14 protein-coding genes and 2 pseudogenes are annotated in these 21,150 nt (G+C 74.6%); 12 read left to right on the top strand and 4 right to left on the bottom strand.

Features of this window, described 5'->3' with window-relative positions; translation table 11 throughout:
- The 4 genes and pseudogenes from OO57_RS33865 to OO57_RS44955 form a co-directional block, all read left to right on the top strand.
- Nucleotides 1-1,012: pseudogene (locus tag OO57_RS33865) on the top strand (right-handed parallel beta-helix repeat-containing protein); the annotation flags it as partial.
- A gap of 144 nt (nt 1,013-1,156) precedes the next feature.
- Nucleotides 1,157-1,948, top strand: a complete 792-nt coding sequence (locus tag OO57_RS33860) for a helix-turn-helix domain-containing protein (RefSeq protein ID WP_033256603.1) — start codon at nt 1,157-1,159, stop codon at nt 1,946-1,948.
- 109 nt (nt 1,949-2,057) lie between these two features.
- Complete coding sequence (locus OO57_RS44960) at nt 2,058-3,017, top strand: MFS transporter (protein WP_199811377.1); 960 nt, start codon at nt 2,058-2,060, stop codon at nt 3,015-3,017.
- A 6-nt stretch (nt 3,018-3,023) separates the two neighbouring features.
- Complete coding sequence (locus tag OO57_RS44955; protein WP_199811376.1) at nt 3,024-3,575, top strand: MFS transporter; 552 nt, start codon at nt 3,024-3,026, stop codon at nt 3,573-3,575.
- Nucleotides 3,576-3,637: 62 nt separating this feature from the next.
- On the opposite strand, the gene OO57_RS33850 is transcribed toward OO57_RS44955, so the two are convergent.
- The 4 genes and pseudogenes from OO57_RS33850 to OO57_RS44360 form a co-directional block, all read right to left on the bottom strand.
- Nucleotides 3,638-4,471: a DUF1684 domain-containing protein gene (locus OO57_RS33850; protein WP_033256602.1), complete on the bottom strand. Its 834-nt coding sequence runs from the start codon at nt 4,469-4,471 to the stop codon at nt 3,638-3,640.
- Nucleotides 4,468-5,931 (bottom strand): annotated as a pseudogene (locus OO57_RS38785) (NtaA/DmoA family FMN-dependent monooxygenase). Before OO57_RS38785 ends, OO57_RS33850 begins: the two are co-directional and overlap by 4 nt.
- Before the next feature lie 22 nt (nt 5,932-5,953).
- Nucleotides 5,954-7,222, bottom strand: a complete 1,269-nt coding sequence (locus OO57_RS33840; RefSeq protein WP_051778603.1) for an LLM class flavin-dependent oxidoreductase — start codon at nt 7,220-7,222, stop codon at nt 5,954-5,956.
- A gap of 151 nt (nt 7,223-7,373) precedes the next feature.
- Nucleotides 7,374-7,517 (bottom strand): hypothetical protein, encoded by a 144-nt coding sequence (locus tag OO57_RS44360; RefSeq protein WP_158715322.1) that lies wholly within the window; start codon nt 7,515-7,517, stop codon nt 7,374-7,376.
- 453 nt (nt 7,518-7,970) lie between these two features.
- Here OO57_RS44360 and OO57_RS33835 point away from each other — a divergent pair, with 453 nt between their 5' ends.
- The 8 genes from OO57_RS33835 to OO57_RS33800 all read left to right on the top strand — a co-directional run bounded on the left by OO57_RS33835 (nt 7,971) and on the right by OO57_RS33800 (nt 21,025).
- Nucleotides 7,971-8,954 carry an alpha/beta fold hydrolase gene (locus OO57_RS33835; protein ID WP_033256601.1) on the top strand — a complete coding sequence of 328 codons (984 nt, stop codon included), beginning with the start codon at nt 7,971-7,973 and terminating at the stop codon, nt 8,952-8,954.
- Nucleotides 8,951-11,221, top strand: a complete 2,271-nt coding sequence (locus tag OO57_RS40055) for a hypothetical protein (RefSeq protein ID WP_051778602.1) — start codon at nt 8,951-8,953, stop codon at nt 11,219-11,221. Before OO57_RS33835 ends, OO57_RS40055 begins: the two co-directional genes overlap by 4 nt.
- Nucleotides 11,221-12,159, top strand: coding sequence for an AAA family ATPase (locus tag OO57_RS33825; protein WP_033256600.1), 939 nt, complete (start codon nt 11,221-11,223; stop codon nt 12,157-12,159). Before OO57_RS40055 ends, OO57_RS33825 begins: the two co-directional genes overlap by 1 nt.
- Nucleotides 12,152-16,276: an SAV_2336 N-terminal domain-related protein gene (locus tag OO57_RS40050; protein ID WP_051778601.1), complete on the top strand. Its 4,125-nt coding sequence runs from the start codon at nt 12,152-12,154 to the stop codon at nt 16,274-16,276. Before OO57_RS33825 ends, OO57_RS40050 begins: the two co-directional genes overlap by 8 nt.
- Nucleotides 16,277-16,431: 155 nt before the next feature.
- Nucleotides 16,432-17,454, top strand: coding sequence for a LacI family DNA-binding transcriptional regulator (locus tag OO57_RS33815; protein ID WP_033256599.1), 1,023 nt, complete (start codon nt 16,432-16,434; stop codon nt 17,452-17,454).
- Nucleotides 17,455-17,667: 213 nt separating this feature from the next.
- Nucleotides 17,668-19,026, top strand: coding sequence for an ABC transporter substrate-binding protein (locus OO57_RS33810; RefSeq protein ID WP_033256598.1), 1,359 nt, complete (start codon nt 17,668-17,670; stop codon nt 19,024-19,026).
- A 133-nt stretch (nt 19,027-19,159) separates the two neighbouring features.
- Nucleotides 19,160-20,122 (top strand): carbohydrate ABC transporter permease, encoded by a 963-nt coding sequence (locus OO57_RS33805; protein WP_081974154.1) that lies wholly within the window; start codon nt 19,160-19,162, stop codon nt 20,120-20,122.
- 12 nt (nt 20,123-20,134) lie between these two features.
- Nucleotides 20,135-21,025, top strand: coding sequence for a carbohydrate ABC transporter permease (locus OO57_RS33800; RefSeq protein ID WP_033256597.1), 891 nt, complete (start codon nt 20,135-20,137; stop codon nt 21,023-21,025).
- Nucleotides 21,026-21,150 lie beyond the last annotated feature (125 nt).

The raw sequence follows: 21,150 nt of genomic DNA, 5'->3' as shown, positions 1-21,150 counted from the left end.
CGGGTTGTGCATCAGTGACCAGGGGGCGTCCACCACGGCCGGGACGGCGGTGATCCAGGAGACCTGCACCGCCAACACCAACAAGCAGTGGGCCTTCCGGCCGGTCAGCACCGGACGGAGCTGGTCGAACACCGCGGACGGGTTCGCCTCCACCGGGGGCGGGACGACCGGCGGCGCGGGCGGGCCGACCGTCACCGTCACCACCTTCGCCGACCTGGTCAAGTACGCGACGGCGGACGGTCCTTACACCATCCGGGTCGCGGCCGCGGTCACCGTCTCGCCGTACGGTCACGAGATCCCGGTGAAGTCGAACAAGACCATCGTCGGCGTCGGCACCGCGGGCGAGATCGTCCACGGCGGCTTCTTCCTCGGCACCGGCGTGCACAACGTGATCCTGCGCAACCTCACCATCCGGGACGCGCAGATGGCCGACGACGACCCCGACGACAAGGTGTACGACTACGACGGCATCCAGATGGACACCGCCGACCACGTGTGGATCGACCACAACCGGATCGAGCGGATGAACGACGGCCTGATCGACAGCCGGAAGGACACCAGCTACCTCACCGTCTCCTGGAACGTCATGGGCGAGGAGAACAAGGCCTTCGGGATCGGCTGGACCGACAACGTCACCGCCCGGATCACCATCCACCACAACTGGATCCACGACACCAACCAGCGCAACCCCAGCGTCGACAACGTCGCCTACGCCCACCTCTACAACAACTACCTGCAGAACGTCGCCTCCTACGGCAACCTCTCGCGCGGCGCCTCGCGCACCGTGATCGAGAACAGCTACTACGACCACGTCAACAACCCCTACTACAACGACACTTCCGCCGCCGCCCTGACCGAGCGCGGCAGCATCGTGGTCAACAGCACCGGCAAGCAGCAGACCAACGGCACCACCTTCGACCCGTCCTCGTTCTACCCGTACACCCTGGACGCGGCCGCCGACGTGCCCGCCCTGCTCGCCCGGTACGCGGGCCCGCAGAGCAACATCGGCTGACGCACCCGCCGGGCCCGTCCCCGCCGGGTGCGGGACGGGGACGGGCCCGGCACCCCGGCGGCCTGGCGTCCCGACGCCCCGGCGTTCTGGCGCCACGGAGTTCTGGCGCCCTGGCGTAGATTGGGGCCGACGAAGGGGGCGCCGATGACGGCGGACGCGGTCGAACCGGCCCGGGTGGGGCCGCTGTTGGCGCAGTGGCGGCGACGGCGGCGGATCAGCCAACTCGAACTGGCCAACCTGGCGGGCGTCTCGGCGCGACACGTCGGGTTCGTGGAGACCGGGCGCTCGCGGCCCAGCCGGGAGATGGTGCTGCGGCTGGCCGACCACCTGGAGGTGCCGCTGCGGGAACGCAACTTCCTGCTGCTGGCGGCCGGTTACGCACCCGTGTACCACGAGAAGCCGCTCGACGACCCGGCGATGCGGCCGGTCCTGGCCGCGGTGCGGCGGGTGCTGGACGGTCACCGGCCCTACCCCGCGCTGGTGATGGACGGCCGACGCAACCTCGTCGCCTCCAACGAGCCCTTCGACCGGCTGTGCACCGCGGGCGTCGCCGCCCACCTGCTCCGGCCGCCGGTCAACGCCCTGCGCCTGGTCCTGCACCCCGACGGGATGGCCCCCCGGATCGTCAACCTCGGCCGCTGGCGCGGAAAACTCCTGACCGGGCTGGCCCGCCGCGCCGCGCTCGACGAACGCCTCTGGCCGCTGCACGAGGAACTGCTCGGCTACCCGTGCGACCAGCCGGTGCCCGAGGTCGACATCCCCGGCCCCGACGAGATCACGCTCCCGCTCGAACTACGCTGCGAAGAAAGGGTGTTGTCGTTCATCGGGACGTTCGCCACCTTCGGCATCGCCCGCGACCTGACTTCCGCCGAGCTCATCATCGAGAGCTTCTTCCCGGCGGACGAGGACACCGCCGCCTACCTGACGGGTAGTTGAGGCACCCCGCGGGCCCGGGGAGAGTGGAGCACGCACCGCGCCCCGCCCCCGCACTCCGGGGCGGAGCGGCGCGGGCCCACCCGCTGCCTCCCCAGGAGTCCGTCCTCCCATGACCGACCGCACCACCGTGCCCACCGCCGCGCCGACAGCCACCGCCGGGTCGACGCCCACTGCCGCGCCGCTTACTGCCGCGCCGACGGCCGCTGCCGCGCCGACGGCCGACGCCCCGACGGCTGCTGCGCCGCACCGCGCCACCCTGCCGATCGTCCTCGCCGGGGTGTTCCTCGCCGGGCTCGACTTCTTCATCGTCAACGTCGCCGTCCCCGCCCTCCAGAGCGACCTGCACGCCACCGACGCCCAGATCCAACTCGTCGTCGCCGCCTACGCGTTGACCTACGGCGTCGGCCTGGTCACCGGCGGCCGCCTGGGCGACCTGTACGGGCGCCGCCGCGTCCTCGCGCTGGGCATGGTCCTGTTCACCGCCGCCTCCGCGGCCGCCGGGGCCGCGCCCACCGCCGAACTGCTGATCGCCGGGCGGGTGTTGCAGGGCGCCGCGGCCGCCCTGATGGCCCCCCAGGTGCTCGGCGTCATCACCACCTCCTACCACGGCCCGGCCCGGGCCCGGGCGGTCAGCTGGTACGCCGCCGCGTCCGGGATCGCCGCCGTGTTCGGCCAGTTGATCGGCGGCCTGCTGATCCGCGCCGACCTGCTGGGCCTCGGCTGGCGCGCCTGCTTCCTGGTCAACCTGCCGATCGGCCTGGCCGCCGCGCTCGCCGCGGCCCGGCTGCTGCCCGAGTCCAAGGCCCCCGGACGGCCCCGCCCCGACCTGCTCGGCCTGCTGCTGGTCACCGCCGCGCTGACCGCGCTCTGCCTGCCGCTGATCGAGGGCCGCGAACGGGGCTGGCCGCTGTGGAGCCTGCTGCTGCTCGCCGCCGGGCCGCTGCTGCTGGCCGCGTTCACCGCCCAGCAGCGCCGCCTGCGGCTGCGCGGCGGCTCGCCCTCGCTCGACCTGACCCTGTTCCGGGAGCGCGCCTTCACCGCCGGGCTGCTCGCCCAACTCGTCTTCTAGGCCTCGATGGCCTCCTACTTCCTGGTGTTCGCGCTCTACCTCCAGCAGGGCCGCCACCTCGCGCCGATCGACTCCGGCCTGGTGTTCAGCGTGCTCGGCCTCGGCTACGTCGCCGCCTCCGCGGGCGCCCGCCACCTGGCCGCCCGGACCGGCCGCCACGCCGTCACCGCGGGCTGCGCGCTGCGCGCGGCCGGACTGCTGCTGGAGCTCTGGGCCGTCAGCGGGCCGGAACGCAGCCTGTGGTGGCTGGTGCCGGGCCTGCTGCTGGACGGCTGCGGCATGGGCCTGTCCTTCGCCCCGCTGACCGCCACCGTGCTGGCCCGCGTCCCGGCCGCGAGCGCGGGCTCGGCCGGCGGGATGCTGACCACCGGCGTGCAGGTCGGCAACGCGTTCGGCGTCGCCCTGATCGGCCTGGTCTTCTACCGCGTCCTCGCCGACACCCCCGGCCCCGACGCCGTCCCGGCCGCGTTCCGCGCCTGCCTGCTGTACGTGCTGGCCGCCACCGCGCTGTTCGCGCTGGTGGTCCAGGCCCTGCCGGGCAAGGAGCGCCGCTCCTGAACGGCCACCGGCCCGGAGCGGGCGAGAGCGCCTCCGGGCCGGCGGCCGTTGCGGTGCGCGCGCTACGGCTGCCCGCCGCGCTCCAGCGGGATCCGCTCACCGGCCTCGACCGCCGCCGGGAGGCGGTTCTCGGCGGGCGGCAGCGGGCAGGTCGCCAGGTCGGTGTAGGCGCAGGGCAGGTTGGTGGCCCGGTTGAAGTCGACCGTGACCCGGCCCTGCCCGTCCGGCGCCGGGACGGTCAGCGCCCGGTTCGCGGCGTACGTGGTGACGCCCGAGGTGGCGTCGGTGAACAGCACTTGCAGGCTGCCCGGCAGGTGGCCGTTGAACGCGGTCAGCCGGTGCGTGCCGCCCCCGTCGGGCAGCGTGAACTCGATCTCGCCGGGGGAGTCGTACACGTGCTGCAGGCCCTCGACGGCCGCGCCGACGGTCACCGGGCGCGGCTGCTCGAACGGCAGGTAGCGGCCGGTCAGCGCCCACCGCGGGTCCGGTGCGTACGCGGGGGTGCGGGTGAAGTCGCGCAGCAGCGGGTTGTCGGGGTGCCGGGGCCGGACGATGTCGTGGCCGCCGCGCTTGGCGACCTCGATCACCGCCGCGCCCGCCGTCGCGTACAGGCTGGCCCGCTCCGGCAGCACGCCGAAACCGTGCCGCCCGCGCACCGGCTCGCCGTCCAGCACCAGCTCCTCGCCCTCGTCCAGCTCGACCCACACCCCGTCCGGGCCGGTCCGCCAGGCGCCCGGCGCGTCCGGGAAGCGGGTCGGTTCGGTGTCCAGCCAGTGCAGGGCGGTGACGGCGAGGAAGCCGTGCGGGTCGGCCAGGGCGCGCTGGCTCGCGGCGTGCCACTCCTCCCATGCGCGGGTGAACTCGGCCGTGTCGACGGGTTCCTGAGTGGTCGTCATATCGTCTCCTCCGTGCGGGTGCGGGTGCGGGTGCGGGTGCGGGTGCGGGTGAGGGGCGGCAGGTCCAGGTGCTCGCGCAGGGTGCTGCCCTCGTACTCGGTGCGGAACACGCCGCGCTCCTGGAGCAGCGGCACGACGGTGTCGGCGAACTCGTCCAGGCCGCCCGGGGTCAGGTGCGGGGCCAGGATGAAGCCGTCGCTCGCGTCCTCCTGGACGAAGCGGTTCAGCTCCGCGGCGACCCGGGCCGGGGTGCCGATGAAGGACTGGCGGCCGGTCATCTCGATCACCAGGTCCCGGACGGAGAGGTTCTTCGCCTCGGCCAGCGCCCGCCACTCGCGGGCCACCGCCAGTGGGTCCCGGTTCATCCGGACCGAGGCCCGGCCCTGCGCCACGGTGTGCTCGCCGACCAGCGGGTCCGTCTCCGGCAGCGGCCCCTCCGGGTCCAGGCCGGACAGGTCGCGGTTCCACACCTGCTCCAGCAGCCGGATCGCGGTCTGCCCGCTGACCTGCTGACGGCGCACCAGTTCGGCCTTCTCGTGCGCCTCCGCGTCGGTGTCGCCCAGCGCGAAGGTCACCGCGGGCAGGATCTTCAGCGAGTCGGCCGAGCGCCCGTACCTGGCCAGGCGGCCCTTCACGTCCGCGTAGAACGCCTTCCCGGCGTCCAGCGTGCCGTGCCGGGAGAAGATCGCGTCGGCCGAGGCGGCGGCGAACTCGCGGCCCTGCTCGCTGTCGCCCGCTTGGAAGACCACCGGACGCCCCTACGGGGAGCGCGGCACGTCGAACCGGCCCGCGATGTCGAACTCGCTGCTGCGGTAGGCGAATTCACCCGCTCGCGGATCCCCCAGGAACGCTCCGGACACCCGGTCGGCCAGCACCTCGTCCCCGCGCCAGGAGTCGAACAGCCGCCAGGACGCCTCCAGGAACTGCCGCGCCCGCGCGTACCGGTCCTCCTCGCGCAGGAAGCCGCCGCGCCGGAAGTTCTCGCCGGTGAACGCGTCCCAGGAGGTCACCACGTTCCACGCCGAGCGGCCCGCCGAGAGGTGGTCCAGCGAGGCGAACTGCCGTGCCACCTCGTACGGTTCGTTGAACGTCGAGTTGATCGTCCCGGCCAGGCCGAGCCGCTCGGTGACCGCCGCCAGTGCCGCCAGCACGGTGAAGGTGTCCGGCCGGCCGACCACGTCCAGGTCGTGGATCAGCCCGTGCTGCTCGCGCAGCCGCAGGCCCTCGGCCAGGAAGAGGAAGTCGAACTTGGCGCGCTCGGCCGTCCGGGCCAGGTGCGCGAAGGAGCTGAACTCGATCTGGCTGCCCGCCTGCGGGTCGCTCCACACCGTGGTGTTGTTGACGCCCGGGAAGTGCGCGGCCAGGTGGATCCGCTTGAGCGGCTTGCCGCTGCTGCCGCTGCTGCCGTTTCCGTTGCTGCTTCCGTGGCTCTTGTGGCTTTCGTTGCTTTCGCTGCTCATGTCGCTGGATTTCCTTCGGAGTTCAGGCGGTCGCGGCCGTGGGGGCGGTGTCGGCGGCGTAGCGGTTGGCGGGGCGCGGCAGGCCCAGCAGCCCGCGCAGGGTGGCGGCCTCGTAGGCGGTGCGGAACAGCCCGCGGCGCTGCAGCTCCGGCACCAGGCCGCGGGTGATCCGCTCCAGGTCGTACGGCAGTCGCCCCGGCCGCAGCCGGAAGCCCGACAGCCCCGCCTGCGCCAACTCGACCAGCAGGTCGGCCAGTTCGGCGGAGGTGCCGGTGAACACCCGGGCGTCGCTGGTGTACTCGGCACCCGCCGCCGCGTCCAGCCGGGCCAACTGCTCGGCCGCCGCGCCGGGCCGCTCCTCCAGGAGCACCACCAGGTCGGCGAAGACGTGCACCGTCTCCGCTCCCCGCCCGGCAGCCCGCTGGGCGGCCCGGATCTCGGCCACGATCGCCCGGGCGTCGTCCGCGTCGCGCGGCGTCACGAACGCCAAGTCGGTGGAACGACCGGCCAGTTGGAACGGCTCGCCGCGGTGGGCGAGCGCCGCGACCAGCGGCTGGCCCTGCGGCGGGCGGGGCGTGATGGACGGGCCGCGCACCGAGAAGCGGGAACCCACGAAGTCGATGTGGTGCAGCTTGTTCCGGTCGATGAACCGGCCGGTCGCCGCGTCCCGGATCTCCGCGTCGTCCTCCCAGCTGTCCCACAGCCGGCGCAGCACCTCCACGTAGTCCTCGGCCTCGCCGAACGACTCGGCGAGCGCGGCCAGCCCGGCGGGGGAGTCCAACTCCTCCAGCCGCAGCGGGCGCGGCGCGCGGCGCCCGAAGTGCGCGACCTCGTCGACCCGGCCCGACACCTTCACCCGCAGCCCGGCCCGGCCCTGGCTCACGAAGTCCAGCGTGGCCACCGCCTTCGACAGGTGGAACGGCTCGGTGTGCGTCACGACCGCCGTCGGCACCAGCCCGATGTGCCGGGTCAGCGGCGCGATCCGGGCCGCCACCAGCACCGCGTCCAGCCGCCCCCGGACCCGGTCGGTCCGCGCGTCCGGCTCGAACGGGTGCTCCGACTGCAGGCTCAGCCCGTCCTCGATGGTCAGCAGGTCGAGCAGGCCGTGCTCGGCCTCCGCTGCCAGGTCGGCCCAGTACCGGGCGGTGAACAGCTCCTCCGGCCGGGCGTCCGGCTCCCGCCACGCGGAGGGGTGCCAGCCGGCGCCGTCCAGCGCGACGGCCAGGTGCAGGGGGGAGGCGGCGGCGGAGGCAGTGGGAGAGGACGGGGATGCTGCTGGGGATGCGGGCATGGCGGACCGGTTCCTGTTCACGGGAGTACGCGGGGAGTGCGCGGGGAGTACGCGGGAGGGGCGTGCGGACGCGCCGGGGACGCGCTCGGAGGCGCAGCCGGGACGCGGCGACGGGAGGAGGGGAGGCGAGCGGGGCTGCTGCGGACCCGGCTCAGCGGGTCGTACGGGCCGGACGGGCCGGGCGGGCCGGACAGAGCGCGGCGCTCACCCGCAGCAGGTCGACCGGCCGGTCGAGGTACACCTCGCGCTCCTGGGCCCGCACCGCCGCCACCTCCCCGTCCGACTCTCGCGGCACCGCCCGGGTGCCGCCGTCCTCGCACCGTAACCCCGCACCCCGGCCCGGCACAACGCTGTTCATGCAGCGGTAACGAACCGCCGACTCCGGCCCCACGGGCGGCCGTTGGCCCGCCGCACGGGAGCCGCTCCGACCGGCGCGCACCGCGAGCACGCCTGGACCGCCACCGCAGCCCGGGACGTTCGGCCCCTGCCCCTGGCCGCCGCGGCCCGCATAGCGTGGAACCTCACCCGTAGGACGGGTCGGCGGGGCCGTGACACCCCGCCGACCCACCGGTGCGGCGGGCGCTCGCCCCGGCGCCAGGTGCCCTGCTCGCTGATCCCTGATCCCTGATCCCTGCGCCGACCGTTCCGGAGTTCCTGTCGTACCGTCAGTTTCCGCCGGGCAGAAGGCCGTTGCTATCGTTCTCTCCCCGGCCGGCGAGGGCCGGAGGGGAGCGGCGGAGGCGGGCACATGAAGGCCGACCAGGGAAAACCACAGCTGGTGTTCGTGCACGGGATCGGCGGACCCCGCGACCCGCAGCGCGAACTCGTCGACTGGAAGCGCGCCCTGGCGGAAGGCGCCCGGGCCGCCGGACGCGCCAGCGAGGTGTCCGCGATCACCACGGACTGGCTCGCCGACGCCTCCTTCGCCCACTACGGCGACCTGTTCGGCTCCGGCGGGGCCCAGGGCGGTGCCGACGCGGCGGGGTTGGAGGAGGGAGAACTCGAGATCGCCCGGGAGGCACTGGTCGAGCTGCTGGACGACGTCCTCGAACTCCCCGAGCACCGGGCGGACCCCAAACTGCACCGGGCCCGGGCCCAACTCGCCCCGGGCGGGCGGAAAGGCGCGCAGGGCGTCATGGAGGTCGCCCGGACGGTGAACGCCGTCGTGGCGACCGTCGCCGCCGTGCCCGGACTGGCCGGGACGGCCCGCGCGCTCAGCCGGGCCGAGGTGCTCGGCATCATCTCGCAGCCCGGCCGCTACCTGGCCCGGGGCCGCGCCGACGACACCGGCCGGACCTTCGACCAGCGCGTCCGCGACCGCCTGCTGGCCTGCCTGGACCCCGCCCGCCCCGCGGTCGTGGTCGCCCACTCGCTGGGCAGCGTCGTCGCCCTGGAGACGCTCGCCCACTACCCCGGACCGGTGCCGCTGTTCGTCACGCTCGGCTCCCCGATCACCACCCGGACCTTCGTCTGGCCGCTGCTGCGCCCCAAGCCCACCGTCACGCCGGAGAACGTCGACGCCTGGGCCGACTTCCGGGACGGGGACGACCCCGTCGTCCCGAAGCACCGGCTGACCAAGTCGGTCGGCCCCAGCAGCCGGGGCGTGCGGCCCCGCTCCGAGCGGCTGGACTCGAAGAGCCTCGTCCCGCACGGCGCCCTGCGCTACCTGCGCCGGCCCGAGGTGGCCGACCGCGTCCTGCGCGCCCTGACGGCCACGGCCGTCCACGGATGAGCCCACGCCAGCCGCCGGACCGGCACCTGCTGCTGATCGCCACCCAGTCGGCCGGAGCCTTCGAGGAACTGGAGCACCTGGCCGCCGCCGCCGAGCAGCTGTACGCGGCGCTCACCGACCCGGACACCGGCGGCTGCACCCCCGCCCCCGGCCTGGACGCGGAGCACCTGCGCTCCGGCCGGGTGAGCTGGCAGGAGGCCGACACCGCCCTGCGCGCCGCCGTCGAGGGGGCCGGCCGGGCGGGCGCGACCCTCGTCCTCGCGTTCCTCGGCCACGGCCAGTCGCACGACCCGTCCACGCTCTGGTACATGACCGCGGACAGCAGGGACCAGGAGGGCACGCGCTGCATCGACGTCGGGGCGACGATCCACCTGGCGGCCGACCACCCGGGCGTGGCCGGGGTCGTCGCGGTGGTCGACACCTGCCACGCCGCCGCCGGACTCCCGAACGCCGCCGGCCTGGTCGGCGGGTTCCGCAAGGGGGAGAAGCACGTGGCGGTGGTGGCCGCGTGCAGCGCCGGGGAACAGGCGTTCCAACTACGGCTCAGCCGCCAGATCGCCCAGCGGCTGACCGAGGGCCTGGCCGACGGGGGCGAGTACCTCGGCGTCGGGGACCTCCACGCCGCGGCCGACGGGGAACTCGTCCGGGAGCAGGCCCCCAAGGCGATCGACTACCACGGCGACACCGACGCCGGACGGTCGGTCTGGCTCGGCCGCAACCGCCGCCACCACCGCCACGCCGAACGGACCGCCGGGGCCTGCGCGGGCCCGTACGCCGCCGCGGCCCTCGCCGACGCCCTGCGCGGCTGGCCCGGGGCCCCGGCCGGGCCCGTGCCGCGCACCCGCCAGGCCCTGGCCGACCTCGCCGAGCAGGCCGGTCGGGCCGGTACCGTCCCGGCCGACTGGGTGGCCGACACCGTGGCCGGGATCCTCGCGGCGGCGGACACGGCCGCCGCCGTCCTGGACGTCACCGGCACCGCCCTGACCACCCGCCACCTGCACCGGATCGGCCACGCCTTCAACCGGCAGTGGATCGACCGCCTCGCCGAGCCCGTCCGCCCGCCCGCCGGGCTCGGCGACCGCGCCCTGCTCCAGCACCTGCTCGAACACGCCGCCCTGCGCGCCCCCGCCACCGCCCCGCACGCCATGCTCGCCTGGTACCTGGTCGCCGTCGCCCACCTCTGCGACCAGGACCCCCGGCACGAACGGATCCTGCGCTGGGCCCGGGACCACGACGCCGAACTGGCCCTCAACGACGCCGCCGACCGGTACGCCCGGCACACCGGCCGCGACGCCGGCCGCCGACTGGTCGTCAGCCTGGACGCCGCACAGGTCGACTGGCCGAACACGCTCTCCGCCTGCCTCCGCGAGGGCGCCGACTGCGTCGACCACCGCCACTTCCCCTGCGCCCCCGACCAGGCAGGGGTGGAACAGGCCCTGCCCGAGGTACTCCGCTGGGCCGGGGAACGCCCGGACGGCGACGGCCGGGTCGAGGCGGTCGACTTCGCGGTGAAGGCCCCCGTGCTGCTCCACTGGCACCCCGAGAACCTGGTGATCGGGATGCGGAGGCTGGGCGTCGGGCACGAGGTGACGCTCCGCTGGGCCGACCGCCTGGTCGAACCCGCCCACTTCTGGGGCATGAACCGCAACGCCCGCGAGCAGCTCGAAACCCTCCGCGACGGCCCGCCCGGCCCCACCGCCCCCGTCGACTGGCTGCACCCGGCCGCCACCGACCTCGAACGCCTGAGGGCCGACCTGCTGGACAGCCGCTACCGGCGCGCCGTCGGCCTCACCGACCGGGCCACCCCCGCCCTGCTGCGCGAACTGGTCGAGACCCTGCTGCCGTTCTCCCCGGTCCTGCTGTGGCCGCGCACCGACCAGCCGCCGTGCGAGGACCGGTGGAACCGCTGCCTGACCCACCTGTGGGCCGGACTGCCCGCCCACTTCGGCGACGCCTACCGCTGGGTGACCGCCGGGGACACCCGCCTCGGCGACCGGCCCGACGCGGACACCGGCACCCACCTGGACGGCCTCGCCACCCTGCGCGCCGTCTGGCACGACCTGCCCTGGCTGGACTTCTGCGCCGACTACGCGGGCCGCCACCGGAACCGGCCCGCCGACGCCGCGCAGCCGGCGCCCCCCGCCGTCCCGGCGCCCCCTGCCGTCCCGGCGCCCCCTGCCGTCCCGGCGCCCCCTGCCGTCCCGGCGCCCCCTGCCGTCCCGGCACCGCCCGCCGTCCCCACCGTCCCCGGAACGAGGAACACCTGATGTCCTGGAACAGCTACTACCGCGGCGACGGCGAAGCCCGCGAAGTGACGCTCCCGCCCCCGCCGCCCTGGCGCCGCCTCGGCGACCACCAGCCGCACCGCGCCTTCCTCCCGCCGCCCGGCCTGGTCGACGCGGTCAACGCCGCGCTCTACCTGCACCGGCCGCTGCTGGTCACCGGCGGCGCGGGCACCGGGAAGTCGACGGTCATCGAACAGGTCGCCGCCGAACTGCGCCTCGGCCCCGTCCTGAAGTGGCACGTCACCTCCCGCAGCACCCTCCCCGAGGCGCTCTGCCGCTACGACGCGCTCGGCCACATCCACGCCCTGCGGATCCGCGAGGCCCGGGACGAGGCCCCCGCCGAGATCGACTCCTTCCTCCAGCTCGGCCCGCTCGGCACGGCCCTGCTCCCCGGCCCGCGCCCCAGGGCGCTGCTGATCGACGAGATCGACAAGAGCGACATCGACCTGCCCGCCGACCTGCTCGACGTCCTGGAGAACGGGACGTACGAGATCCCCGAGCTCGTCCGCCACCAGCGCCGCACCGTGCGCGTCCGCGAATGGGAGTCCGCCGCCACCGCCACCGTCGAGGACGGACGGGTCCGTTGTGGGACCTTCCCGTTCATCGTCATGACGAGCAACGGGGAACGCGACTTCCCCGCCCCCTTCCTGCGCCGCTGCATCCGCTACGACATGCCGAAACCGGACGCCCCCGCCCTGCGGCGCGCCGTCGCCGCCCACCTCGGCCTCGGCGACGCCCCGCTCGACCCCGCCGCCGCCGAACTGGTCGCCGAGTTCGCCGACCGGATCAGCCGCGGCGAGACCCTGGCCGTCGACCAACTCCTCAACGCCGTCCGCCTGGTGACCGACGCCGCCGCGCCCACCGGCGAGCAGCGCCGCCACCTGCTCGACCTGATGCTCCGGGACCTGTCCGGTGCGTGACCGCACCGCCGACCTGGTGGCGGCCCTCGCCGAGATCCTGCCGCCGGACACCGACGCGGCGGCCCTCGCCGACGCGCTCTGGCTGGCCGCCGCCTCCCCGGCCCCCGGACCGGCCCCCGCCCCGGCCGACCCGGCACCGAGCGGCGCCCCGGACGCCGCGGGCACCCGCGCCGCCGCCCCGCCCGCCCCGACCGCCACCGGCCCCGCACCGGACGGCGCCCCGCCGACCGGTCCCGCGGACGGCGCAGCCCCGGACGGGCGACCGTCGGCCCGGACCGGCCCCGGCCCCGGTGCCGGTCCGGCCCCGGGGACCGCCACCACCCGCGCCCTCCCGCAGGCCCTCGCCCTCGGCCGCTCGCTGCGCGCCCTCAAGCGCCGCTACCCGAACGGCCCGCGGCGCACCCTCGACCTCGACGCCACCACCCACGCGTACGCCCGCACCGGCGAACTGCTGCCCGTCCTGCGGTCCGAACCCGAACCCTGGTTCGAGGCCCTGGTCCTCACCGACCGGGCCCCCTCCATGGGCCTCTGGCAGGACACCCTGGCCGAGTTCACCACCCTGCTCGCCGGACTCGGCGCCTTCCGCCGGATCCGCGCCCTGAACCTCGACCTCGACCCCCGGCCTGCCGTCACCGACCCGCTGGGCCGCCCCGTCGACCACCACCGCCTCACCGGGCGGCGCCGACTGCTCCTGGTGCTCTCGGACTGCGCCGGGCCGTCCTGGCGCGACCCCGCCGTCTGGCAGCTCCTGCACGCCTGGAGCGCGGGCGGTCCCGTCGTCCTGCTCAACCCGCTGCCCAGCCGGCTGTGGAACCGCACCGGGCTCGACCTCCCCGCCGTCCGCGTCCGCCACCGCCGGCCGGCCACCCGCAACACCGAACTCGCCTACGTCCTGCCCCCGATGCTCGCCGCCGCGTTCGGCCCCGACCTGGGCTGGGTGCCGCTGCCCACCGTCGGCCTGACCGCCCACGCCCTCCGCCGCTGGGCCGACGGCCTGATGCGCGCCGCCCCCGCCGGGTACGACGCCGTCCTGGTGCCCGCCAGCGGCACCCTCGCCTCACCCTTCGCGCCCGCGGCCGGAGCCGTACCCGCGGCCGGAGCCGCAGCTGCGCCCGCGGCCGGAGCCGCACCCGACCCGGTGGGCCGCGCCGCCGCCTTCCTGCACACCGCCTCCCCCGCGGCCCGCCGACTCGCCGTCCTGTGCAGCCCGTTCGACAGCCTCAGCCCGTCGCTGCTGCGGCTGCTCCGCGAGGAGTTCGTCCCCGGCGCGGGGGCGGCCGACCTCGCGGACCTCCTCACCGGCGGCCTGCTCGACCCCGGCGACCCGCACGCCCTCGCCTTCCACCCCGAGGCCCGCGCCGCGCTCCTCGCCCACCTCGACCGCCACGACGCCTGGGCCCTCCGGTCCGCCCTCACCCAGCAGTTGGCCGCCCACGGCCCCGGCGGCACCCCCACCGACCTCGACCCCGACGGCCTCCCGCCCGACCTCGTCCCCTTCGCCCGCGCCTCCGCCGGCCTGCTCGCCCTCCTCGCCCCGGCCCGCCGTCGCGGACCGGTACCGGCACCGGGGCCGGTCCCGGTCTCGGAGGAGGGGCCGCAGGTCAGGTTCCCGGACCCGGAGCGCAGCGCGGCCCTGCTCGTCGGGTTCGCCGAGGCGGACGGGCGACACACCTCACGACGCCTGGCCGCCGACCTGTACGGCCTGCGCCAGGTGCTCATGTCGCCGACCGGCTGGGGGCTCCCGCTGACCCGCTGCCGGATGGCGTTCGGGCTGCCGGGGATCGGCCCCGAGGAACTGTTCGACGGCGCGGAGGCGGAGGCGCCGGACACCCTGCTGCTGTACGTCCAGGGCACGCCCTTCCCCGACGACCCCGACCGGCGGTGGGCCGAGGTGCTGCGCGGGATCCTGCACCGGCGCCCGGCCGCCACCACGGTGGTCCTGCTGAGCATGGACGGCGCGCCCCGGACGGCGCAGGACCTGCAGGAGTCCTTCCCCGCCCGCAACACCGTGCTGGTCGGCCGCGAGCCCCACTCCCCGTACGACGGCTTCAGCATCGCCGGGGCCGTGGCGGCGATGGCGGAGCGGGGCATGCCGGGCGGGCCGGACCTCCTGCCGGTCGGCCGCCTGTTCGACTACGACCCGGAGCACCCGGGCACCGACCGGGAGCTGACCGCCGGACCCCTGACGGAACTCGCCCTGCTCCGCAACCGGCACGCCCCGGCCCACCTCGCCCCCGCCGCCGCGGACACCTACTCCCGCCTGGTCCAGGACCTCGAACGCACGGGGGCGGACCTGCGGCCGGAACTCGTCGCGATCCTGTCGGCCCTGGTCTCCTTCGTCCACGAGTACGCCCCCGGCCCCGAGGTCCCGGAACGCAGGCTCCTGCTGCTCGCCGACCTGGAGCAGTTCCTGGGCCCGGCGCTCGAAGTCGGCGCGCAGGAGGGCGCGGACGGCACGATCGCCCTGACCCGCCGACCGAGGGGCCCGGCCTTCCGGGTGCCGTTCTCCGTCCAGGACCCCGCCCACGTGCCGCCGGGGCGGTCGGCCTTCGACGTTCCGCCGCAGACCGACCCGGTCCGGGTGCTGCTGCTCTTCCAGGCGGTCGGACGAGCGTCCGGCGACCGGGGGCACGTCCTCCCCGGCCCGGACGGCCGCCACAGCGTGGTACTCACCGTCCCCTACCACCCCGCCCCGCCCCAGCCGGTCGTCCTGTCCCGCCCGGCCGGGCCGGGCGTCGTGGTGAGGAGCGCGGCGTCCGTGTTCGGCGACGCCGAGCCGCTCCCGGCCGACCTCCGCCAACGGCTGGACGACCTGTACCAGCAGGCCCTGCTGGACAGCGAGTTGGCGGACTGGGCCGAGCGGACGCGGTTCGACCGGGACGAGGTGGTGCGCTGGCGGTGGACGAGCACTGCGGAGGTGATGACCTCCTACCTGCCCGCACTCGAACGCGCGGTGGCGGACGCCAGGGGCCCGGCCGGGGCTCTCCCCGGCCTCCAACTCTGCCTGTACGTGGCCGAGTTCCCCCTCGTGGAAGACGATACGCAGCAGCAGCAGCCGTGGGCCGAGGCCGCGGACCGGCTGGCCCGGACCGAGCGGTACGAGCGGTCGCTGGCCCGGACGCCGGACGCCGGGCTCGGGGTAGTCCTGTCGGACGCGGTCCACGCCGCCCTGGTCGACCGCGGCCACGGCGAACTGGTGCTGCAGTACGCGGAGTCCGAGCACGACGACGGCGCGGCCGGCCCCGTCCACTGCTGGTACGGGATCCCGGGCCGCTCCCGCGAGCAGGTGGCCGCCCGACTGGCCGACGGCCACCCCGGGGACCGGTCGCCGAGGGGCGGCCGACTGTTCCACCTCGCCGGGGAGGTCGCCGAGGAACTGCGGGTGCTGGGCGTCCGCGCGGGCACGGTGCTGTTCGTGCAGACCCCCGCCGGGGAACTGGAGACGACGGCCGACCCGGACGTCCTGCTGGCGGCGCTCCTGGAGGTGCTGGGCCCCGGCGGCACCCTGGTGATGTCGGCCGCGACCCCGGAGAACTCGTACCGCCGGGCGGCCGCCGAGGCCGCCCGGGCCGGGCTCGGCCCGGAGGAGGCGGGGGAACTCCTGGCGGCGGTGCCCGCCTTCGACCGGGAGCGGACCCCCGCCTCGCCGTCGGCCGGCGTCCTCGCGGAGCGGCTGCGCCGTCTTCCGGGCAGCGTGCGGAGCGACCACCCGCAGCACTCCTTCGTCGCCCGCGGCCCGCTGGCCGCGCGCATCGTCTCCGGCCAGGAGCTGGAGGACCCGTTCGGCCCGGAGTCGCCGGTCGGACGGCTCCGCGGAGCGGGCGCGCTGGTGCTGCTCCTGGGGGTGCCGCCGCGGCACTGCCTGGCCTGGCGGCCGCGGGGGCTGACGTCCCCGGTGCCGGACCGCTCCTTCGTGCGCTACCCGGACGGCCGGACCGCGTGGGTCGAGCACGCCGTGGTCGTGCCGGGTCCGGACGTCCCGGAACTCGACGGGGTGATCCTCCGGGAGGCGCCCGGTCTGGCCCGGGGCGTGGTGGCGGACACGGACGCCGTGCTCGTCCACCTCGTCGCGGGCTCCCTGCTGGCCGAGCGCTGGCAGGGCGGCAGGGAGCCGTAGCCGGTCGCCGTAGCCGGTGTCCGGTCGTGGAGGCGCGCCTGCACGGCACGGGACTGTCTACCTCCTGCCGCCACTCCTCCGCAATCACCGCTCCTGCTTTCATCAATTTTCAGATCTCAGTCGTTTTTTTGCGTTCGCGTCGGTACGCTTCGGCCATGACGAAGAAGCTGGACGAGGTGGCCCGGTTCGCCGGTGTGAGCGCGGTGACGGTGAGCCGGGTGCTGCGCAACCGGCCGGGGGTGGCGCGGGAGACGCGGGAGGCGGTGCTGACGGCGCTGGACGTGATGGGGGTGGAGCGGCCCGCGGCGTTCCGGGGGGACCGGGCGCCGCTGGTCGGGCTGGTGGTGCCGGACCTGCAGAACCCGGTGTTCCCGGGGTTCTGCGAGGTGCTGGCGGGGGCGCTGAGCAAGCAGGGGCTGATGCCGGTGCTGTGCACCCGGACGGCGGACGGGGTGTCGGAGGCGAACTACATCGAGATGCTGCTGCGGCAGAACGTCGCCGGGATCGTGTTCGTGGGGGCCAGCTACGCGGACGCCGGGCCGGAGCAGGGGCGGGCGCTGCGGGAGCGCGAGGTGCCGGTGGTGCTGATCAACGCGGCGGACGGGCACCGGGGTTCGGCGCTGATCTCGGCCGACGACGCGGCCGCCGTCGAGCAGTCGCTGGCCCACCTGGAGGCGCTCGGCCACGAGCGGATCGGGCTGCTGCTGGGCCCGGCCGGGCACGTGCCGTCCGTGCGCAAGCTGGACGCGTTCGCCCGGCACCTGCGGCGGCGCGGGCGGGAGGGGGAGCTGGGGCGGCTGGTGGCGCACGCGATGTTCTCGATGGACGGCGGGGCGGCGGCGGTGCCCCGGCTGGTGGAGGCGGGGGCGAGCGCGGTGGTGTGCGCGAGCGACGCGCTGGCGCTGGGGGCGGTGCGGCGGCTGCGGCGCGAGGGGCTGGTGGTGCCGCGGGACGTCTCGGTGATCGGGTTCGACGACTCTCCGTACATGATCGCCACCGATCCGCCGCTCACCACGGTGCGCCAGCCGGTGGCCGCGATGGCCGCGGCGGCGGCGAAAGCGCTGGTGGACCAGATCGAGGGCCGGCAGGTGCAGGGGGAGGAGGTGCTGTTCGAGCCGGAGTTGATCGTGCGCGGGTCGACCTGCACGGCACCCTCGGTGGTCGCCGCCCGGGGCTGAGGGGGGGTGGAACGGGGGGAAGGTCACGAAACGGGAATGCAACGCAAGGATGTTGCGTCATCGCGTTGACTTCTTGCGTTCACGATGTCAGTGTTCGGGGCACCGAAGAGCGCCCGGGGTCACCGGTCCGGGCCTCTCCTCCGTCACACCCTTTGCGCTGCGAGCCGGGCTCCGCGCAAACGGTTGCAGGATCCACGGAAGGTCCGAATCATCATGGGCAGCAACAGAATCCGCCGTGCCTCCGCCGTGGCGCTGGCCGCCGCCACCGCCTTCGCCGCCACCGCGTGCAGCAGCGGCGGCAGCGGCTCCGGCGACGCCGGAGGCGTGGTCACCATCTCCGTCAACGGTCTCCCCCCGGCCACCCAGACCGTGGACCGCAAGAACTTCGAGGACGACGTCAAGGCGTTCGAGGCCAGCCACCCGAACATCAGGATCGACGCCCACGAGGGCATGATGGACCCGAAGACCTTCGCCGCGAAGCTCGCCGGCGGCCAGCTGGAGGACGTCTACTACGTCTACTTCACCGACCCGGCCGGCCTCATCCAGCGCCACCAGGCCGCCGACATCACCCCGTACCTGAAGGACGTCCCCGCGCTCGCCGACGTCAAGCCCGCGCTGCAGGACGTCTTCAAGGGCAAGGACGGCAAGGTCTACGGCCTGCCCACCGGCAACTACTCGATGGGCCTGGTCTACAACCGCGAACTGTTCACCAAGGCCGGACTCGACCCGGACGAGCCGCCGACCACCTGGGACGAGGTCCGCACCGCCGCGCAGAAGATCACCGCCCTCGGCGACGGCACCGTCGGCTACGCCGACTTCTCCAAGAACAACCAGGGCGGCTGGCACCTGACCTCGTGGATCTACTCGCTCGGCGGCGACGTCGCCACCCGGGACGACTCCGGCAAGTGGAAGGCCACCCTCGACTCCGACGCGGCCCACAAGGCCCTGCAGCACCTGCACGACATGCGGTGGACCGACGACAGCATGGGCAGCCGCCAGCTGCTGGAGATCCCCGACGTCCAGAAGATGATGGGCGCGGGCAAGCTCGGCATGTACCTCGCGGGCCCCGACAACATCCCCACCATCGTCAAGCAGTTCGAGCGCAAGTACGACGAGTACGGCCTGGCCGCGATGCCCGGCACCGCGACCCTCGGCGGCGGCGACGGCTTCATGTTCAACCCCAAGGACGCCCCGGCGAAGATCAAGGCCGGCCTGGCCTGGGTCCAGTGGAAGTACCTCAACCCGGACCGCCAGGAGGAGATCGACCAGAAGTCGGCCGGCTCCGACATCCCGATCGGCCTGCCCCAGCCCGACCTGTTCGACGGCAGGAGCGGCGAGACGGTCAAGGCGGTGCACGCCAAGTACGCCAACGTCCCGCAGCAGAACTACCGGCCGTTCACCGACCGCTCCGCCGACGTGCAGGTCAAGGTCGAGCCGCCGAACGCGCAGCAGATCTACACCGTGCTGGACGGCGTGATGCAGGCCGTGCTGACCAAGCAGGACGCGAACGCCGACGAGCTGCTGAAGGACGCGCAGAAGAAGGTCGACACCATCCTCGCCACCGCGCAGTGAGCCCGCGGAGCGGCCGGTCGCGCCGCCCCGCCGCGCGACCGGCTGCACCGCGTCCACCTGCACCGCGTCCACCTGCACCGCGTCCACCCGCTCCCGTCAGCCCCGCTCCCGCCCGAGCCGAAAGCCACCCGTCATGAAGGTCGACACCGTCGGCGCCCCGCGCCGCACCCAGCGGCGGCCCGCCGCCACCCCCGCACCGCCCCCGTCCTCCTCCCCGCGTCGGGCGGGACTGCGGCGCCGCATCGCCGACAACCTCGTCGGGCACCTGTTCCTCGCCGCGGGCGTCCTCGCCTTCGCGCTGTTCTCCTGGTACCCGATCGTCCGCGGCTTCCTGCTGAGCTTCCAGCAGGTCAACTTCGCCGAACCCGCCACCTGGGTCGGCCTGGACAACTTCCAGCGCCTGTTCGACGACCCGCTGTTCCTCACCGCCTGGCGCAACACCCTGTGGTTCACCGCGCTGGCCCTGGTGTTCGGCTTCGCCGCGCCGTTCGTCACCGCCGTCGTGCTCAACGAGCTGCGCCACGGCCGGGCCTACCTGCGGATGACCGTCTACCTGCCGGTGATGCTGCCGCCGATCGTCACCGTGCTGCTGTGGCGCTGGTTCTACGACCCGGGCCCGGGCCTGTTCAACCACGCGCTGGGGATCCTGCACCTGCCGCCGCAGCAGTGGCTGGAGTCGGAGAACCTGTCGATGCTGTCGCTGGTCCTGGTCTCCACCTGGGCCAACATGGGCACCACCACGCTGATCTACCTCGCCGCGCTGCAGGGCGTGCCCGGCGAACTGTACGAGGCCGCGCAGCTCGACGGCGCCTCGATCCGGCAGCGGCTGTGGCACGTGACGATCCCGCAGATGCGCTTCATCCTGCTGATCACGCTGCTGCTGCAGGTCATCGGCACCATGCAGGTGTTCATCGAACCGTTCGTGCTGACCGGCGGCGGCCCGAACGACGCCACCGTCACCGTCCTGCTGCTGCTCTACCGGTACGCCTTCGTCTACAACGACTTCGGCCTGGCCAGCGCCATGAGCACCGTCCTGTTCGTCGTCCTCGGCGCCTTCGCCGCCCTCTACCTGCGCCTGACCCGCTCCAAGGGCTGAGAGGAACCCGCCATGGCCACCGCCGAACCCGCCGCCCGCACCCTCGTCGCCCCCGCCGAACTCGACCGGCCGCTCGGGCGCCTGCTCTACCGCACCGTGCTGGGCACCGTCCTGGTCACCTTCACCGCCGCGTTCGTCTTCCCGCTGTACTGGCTGGTCTCCGGCGCGCTGAAGTCCTCCGCCGAACTCGCCGACCCCCACCCGACGCTGTTCCCGCAGAGCTTCCACCCCGAGAGCTACAGCCAGGCGTGGAGCAGCACCGGACTGGGCCGCTACTTCCTCAACACCCTGCTGCTGGCCGCCGGTGCGCTGCTGTTCCAACTGGTGGTGGACGTCTGCGCGGCGTACGCGCTGTCCAAGCTGCGGCCGGTGCTGGGCAACGTCGTGCTCGGGATGATGCTGGCGACCCTGATGCTCCCGGTCTCCGCGCTGCTGGTGCCCACCTACCTGACGGTGGTGGACATCCCGCTGCTCCACGTCAACCTGATCAACACGCCGTTCGCGATCTGGCTGCCCGCCTGCGCCAACGCCTTCAACATCTTCGTGCTGAAGCGGTTCTTCGACCAGATCCCGGAGGAGCTCGTCGACGCCGCCCGGATCGACGGCGCCGGGCCGGTGCGGATCCTGCTGCACGTGGTGCTGCCGCTGGCCCGGCCCGTCCTCGCCGTGGTGTCCATCTTCGCGGTGGTCGGCGTGTGGAAGGACTTCCTCTGGCCGATGCTGACGCTGCCCGACCCCAAGGGCCAGCCGATCACCGTAGCCCTCAACACGCTCGCCAACGACATGCCCGCCAACCAGCTGCTGGCCGGGATGGCGATGGCCGCCGTCCCGCTGCTGGTCATCTTCCTGCTGTTCCAGCGGCACATCATGGCGGGGCTGACCGCCGGTAGCCTCAAGGGCTGAGAGCCGCAGCAGACAAGTGAACTGACGGTGCGTCAGTCCGCTCGACCGCCGTCCCCGGTGCAGACCTCCCGGGGACGGCCCCCACCCGCCCCACCCGCCCCCACCGACCCGGCGCCGGTCGAAGC

The organism is Kitasatospora phosalacinea, from assembly GCF_000717185.1.
Lineage (GTDB): Bacteria > Actinomycetota > Actinomycetes > Streptomycetales > Streptomycetaceae > Kitasatospora > Kitasatospora phosalacinea_A.
The sequence above is the reverse complement of the archived record's forward strand: the minus strand, read 5'-3'. Positions and strand labels throughout refer to the sequence as shown.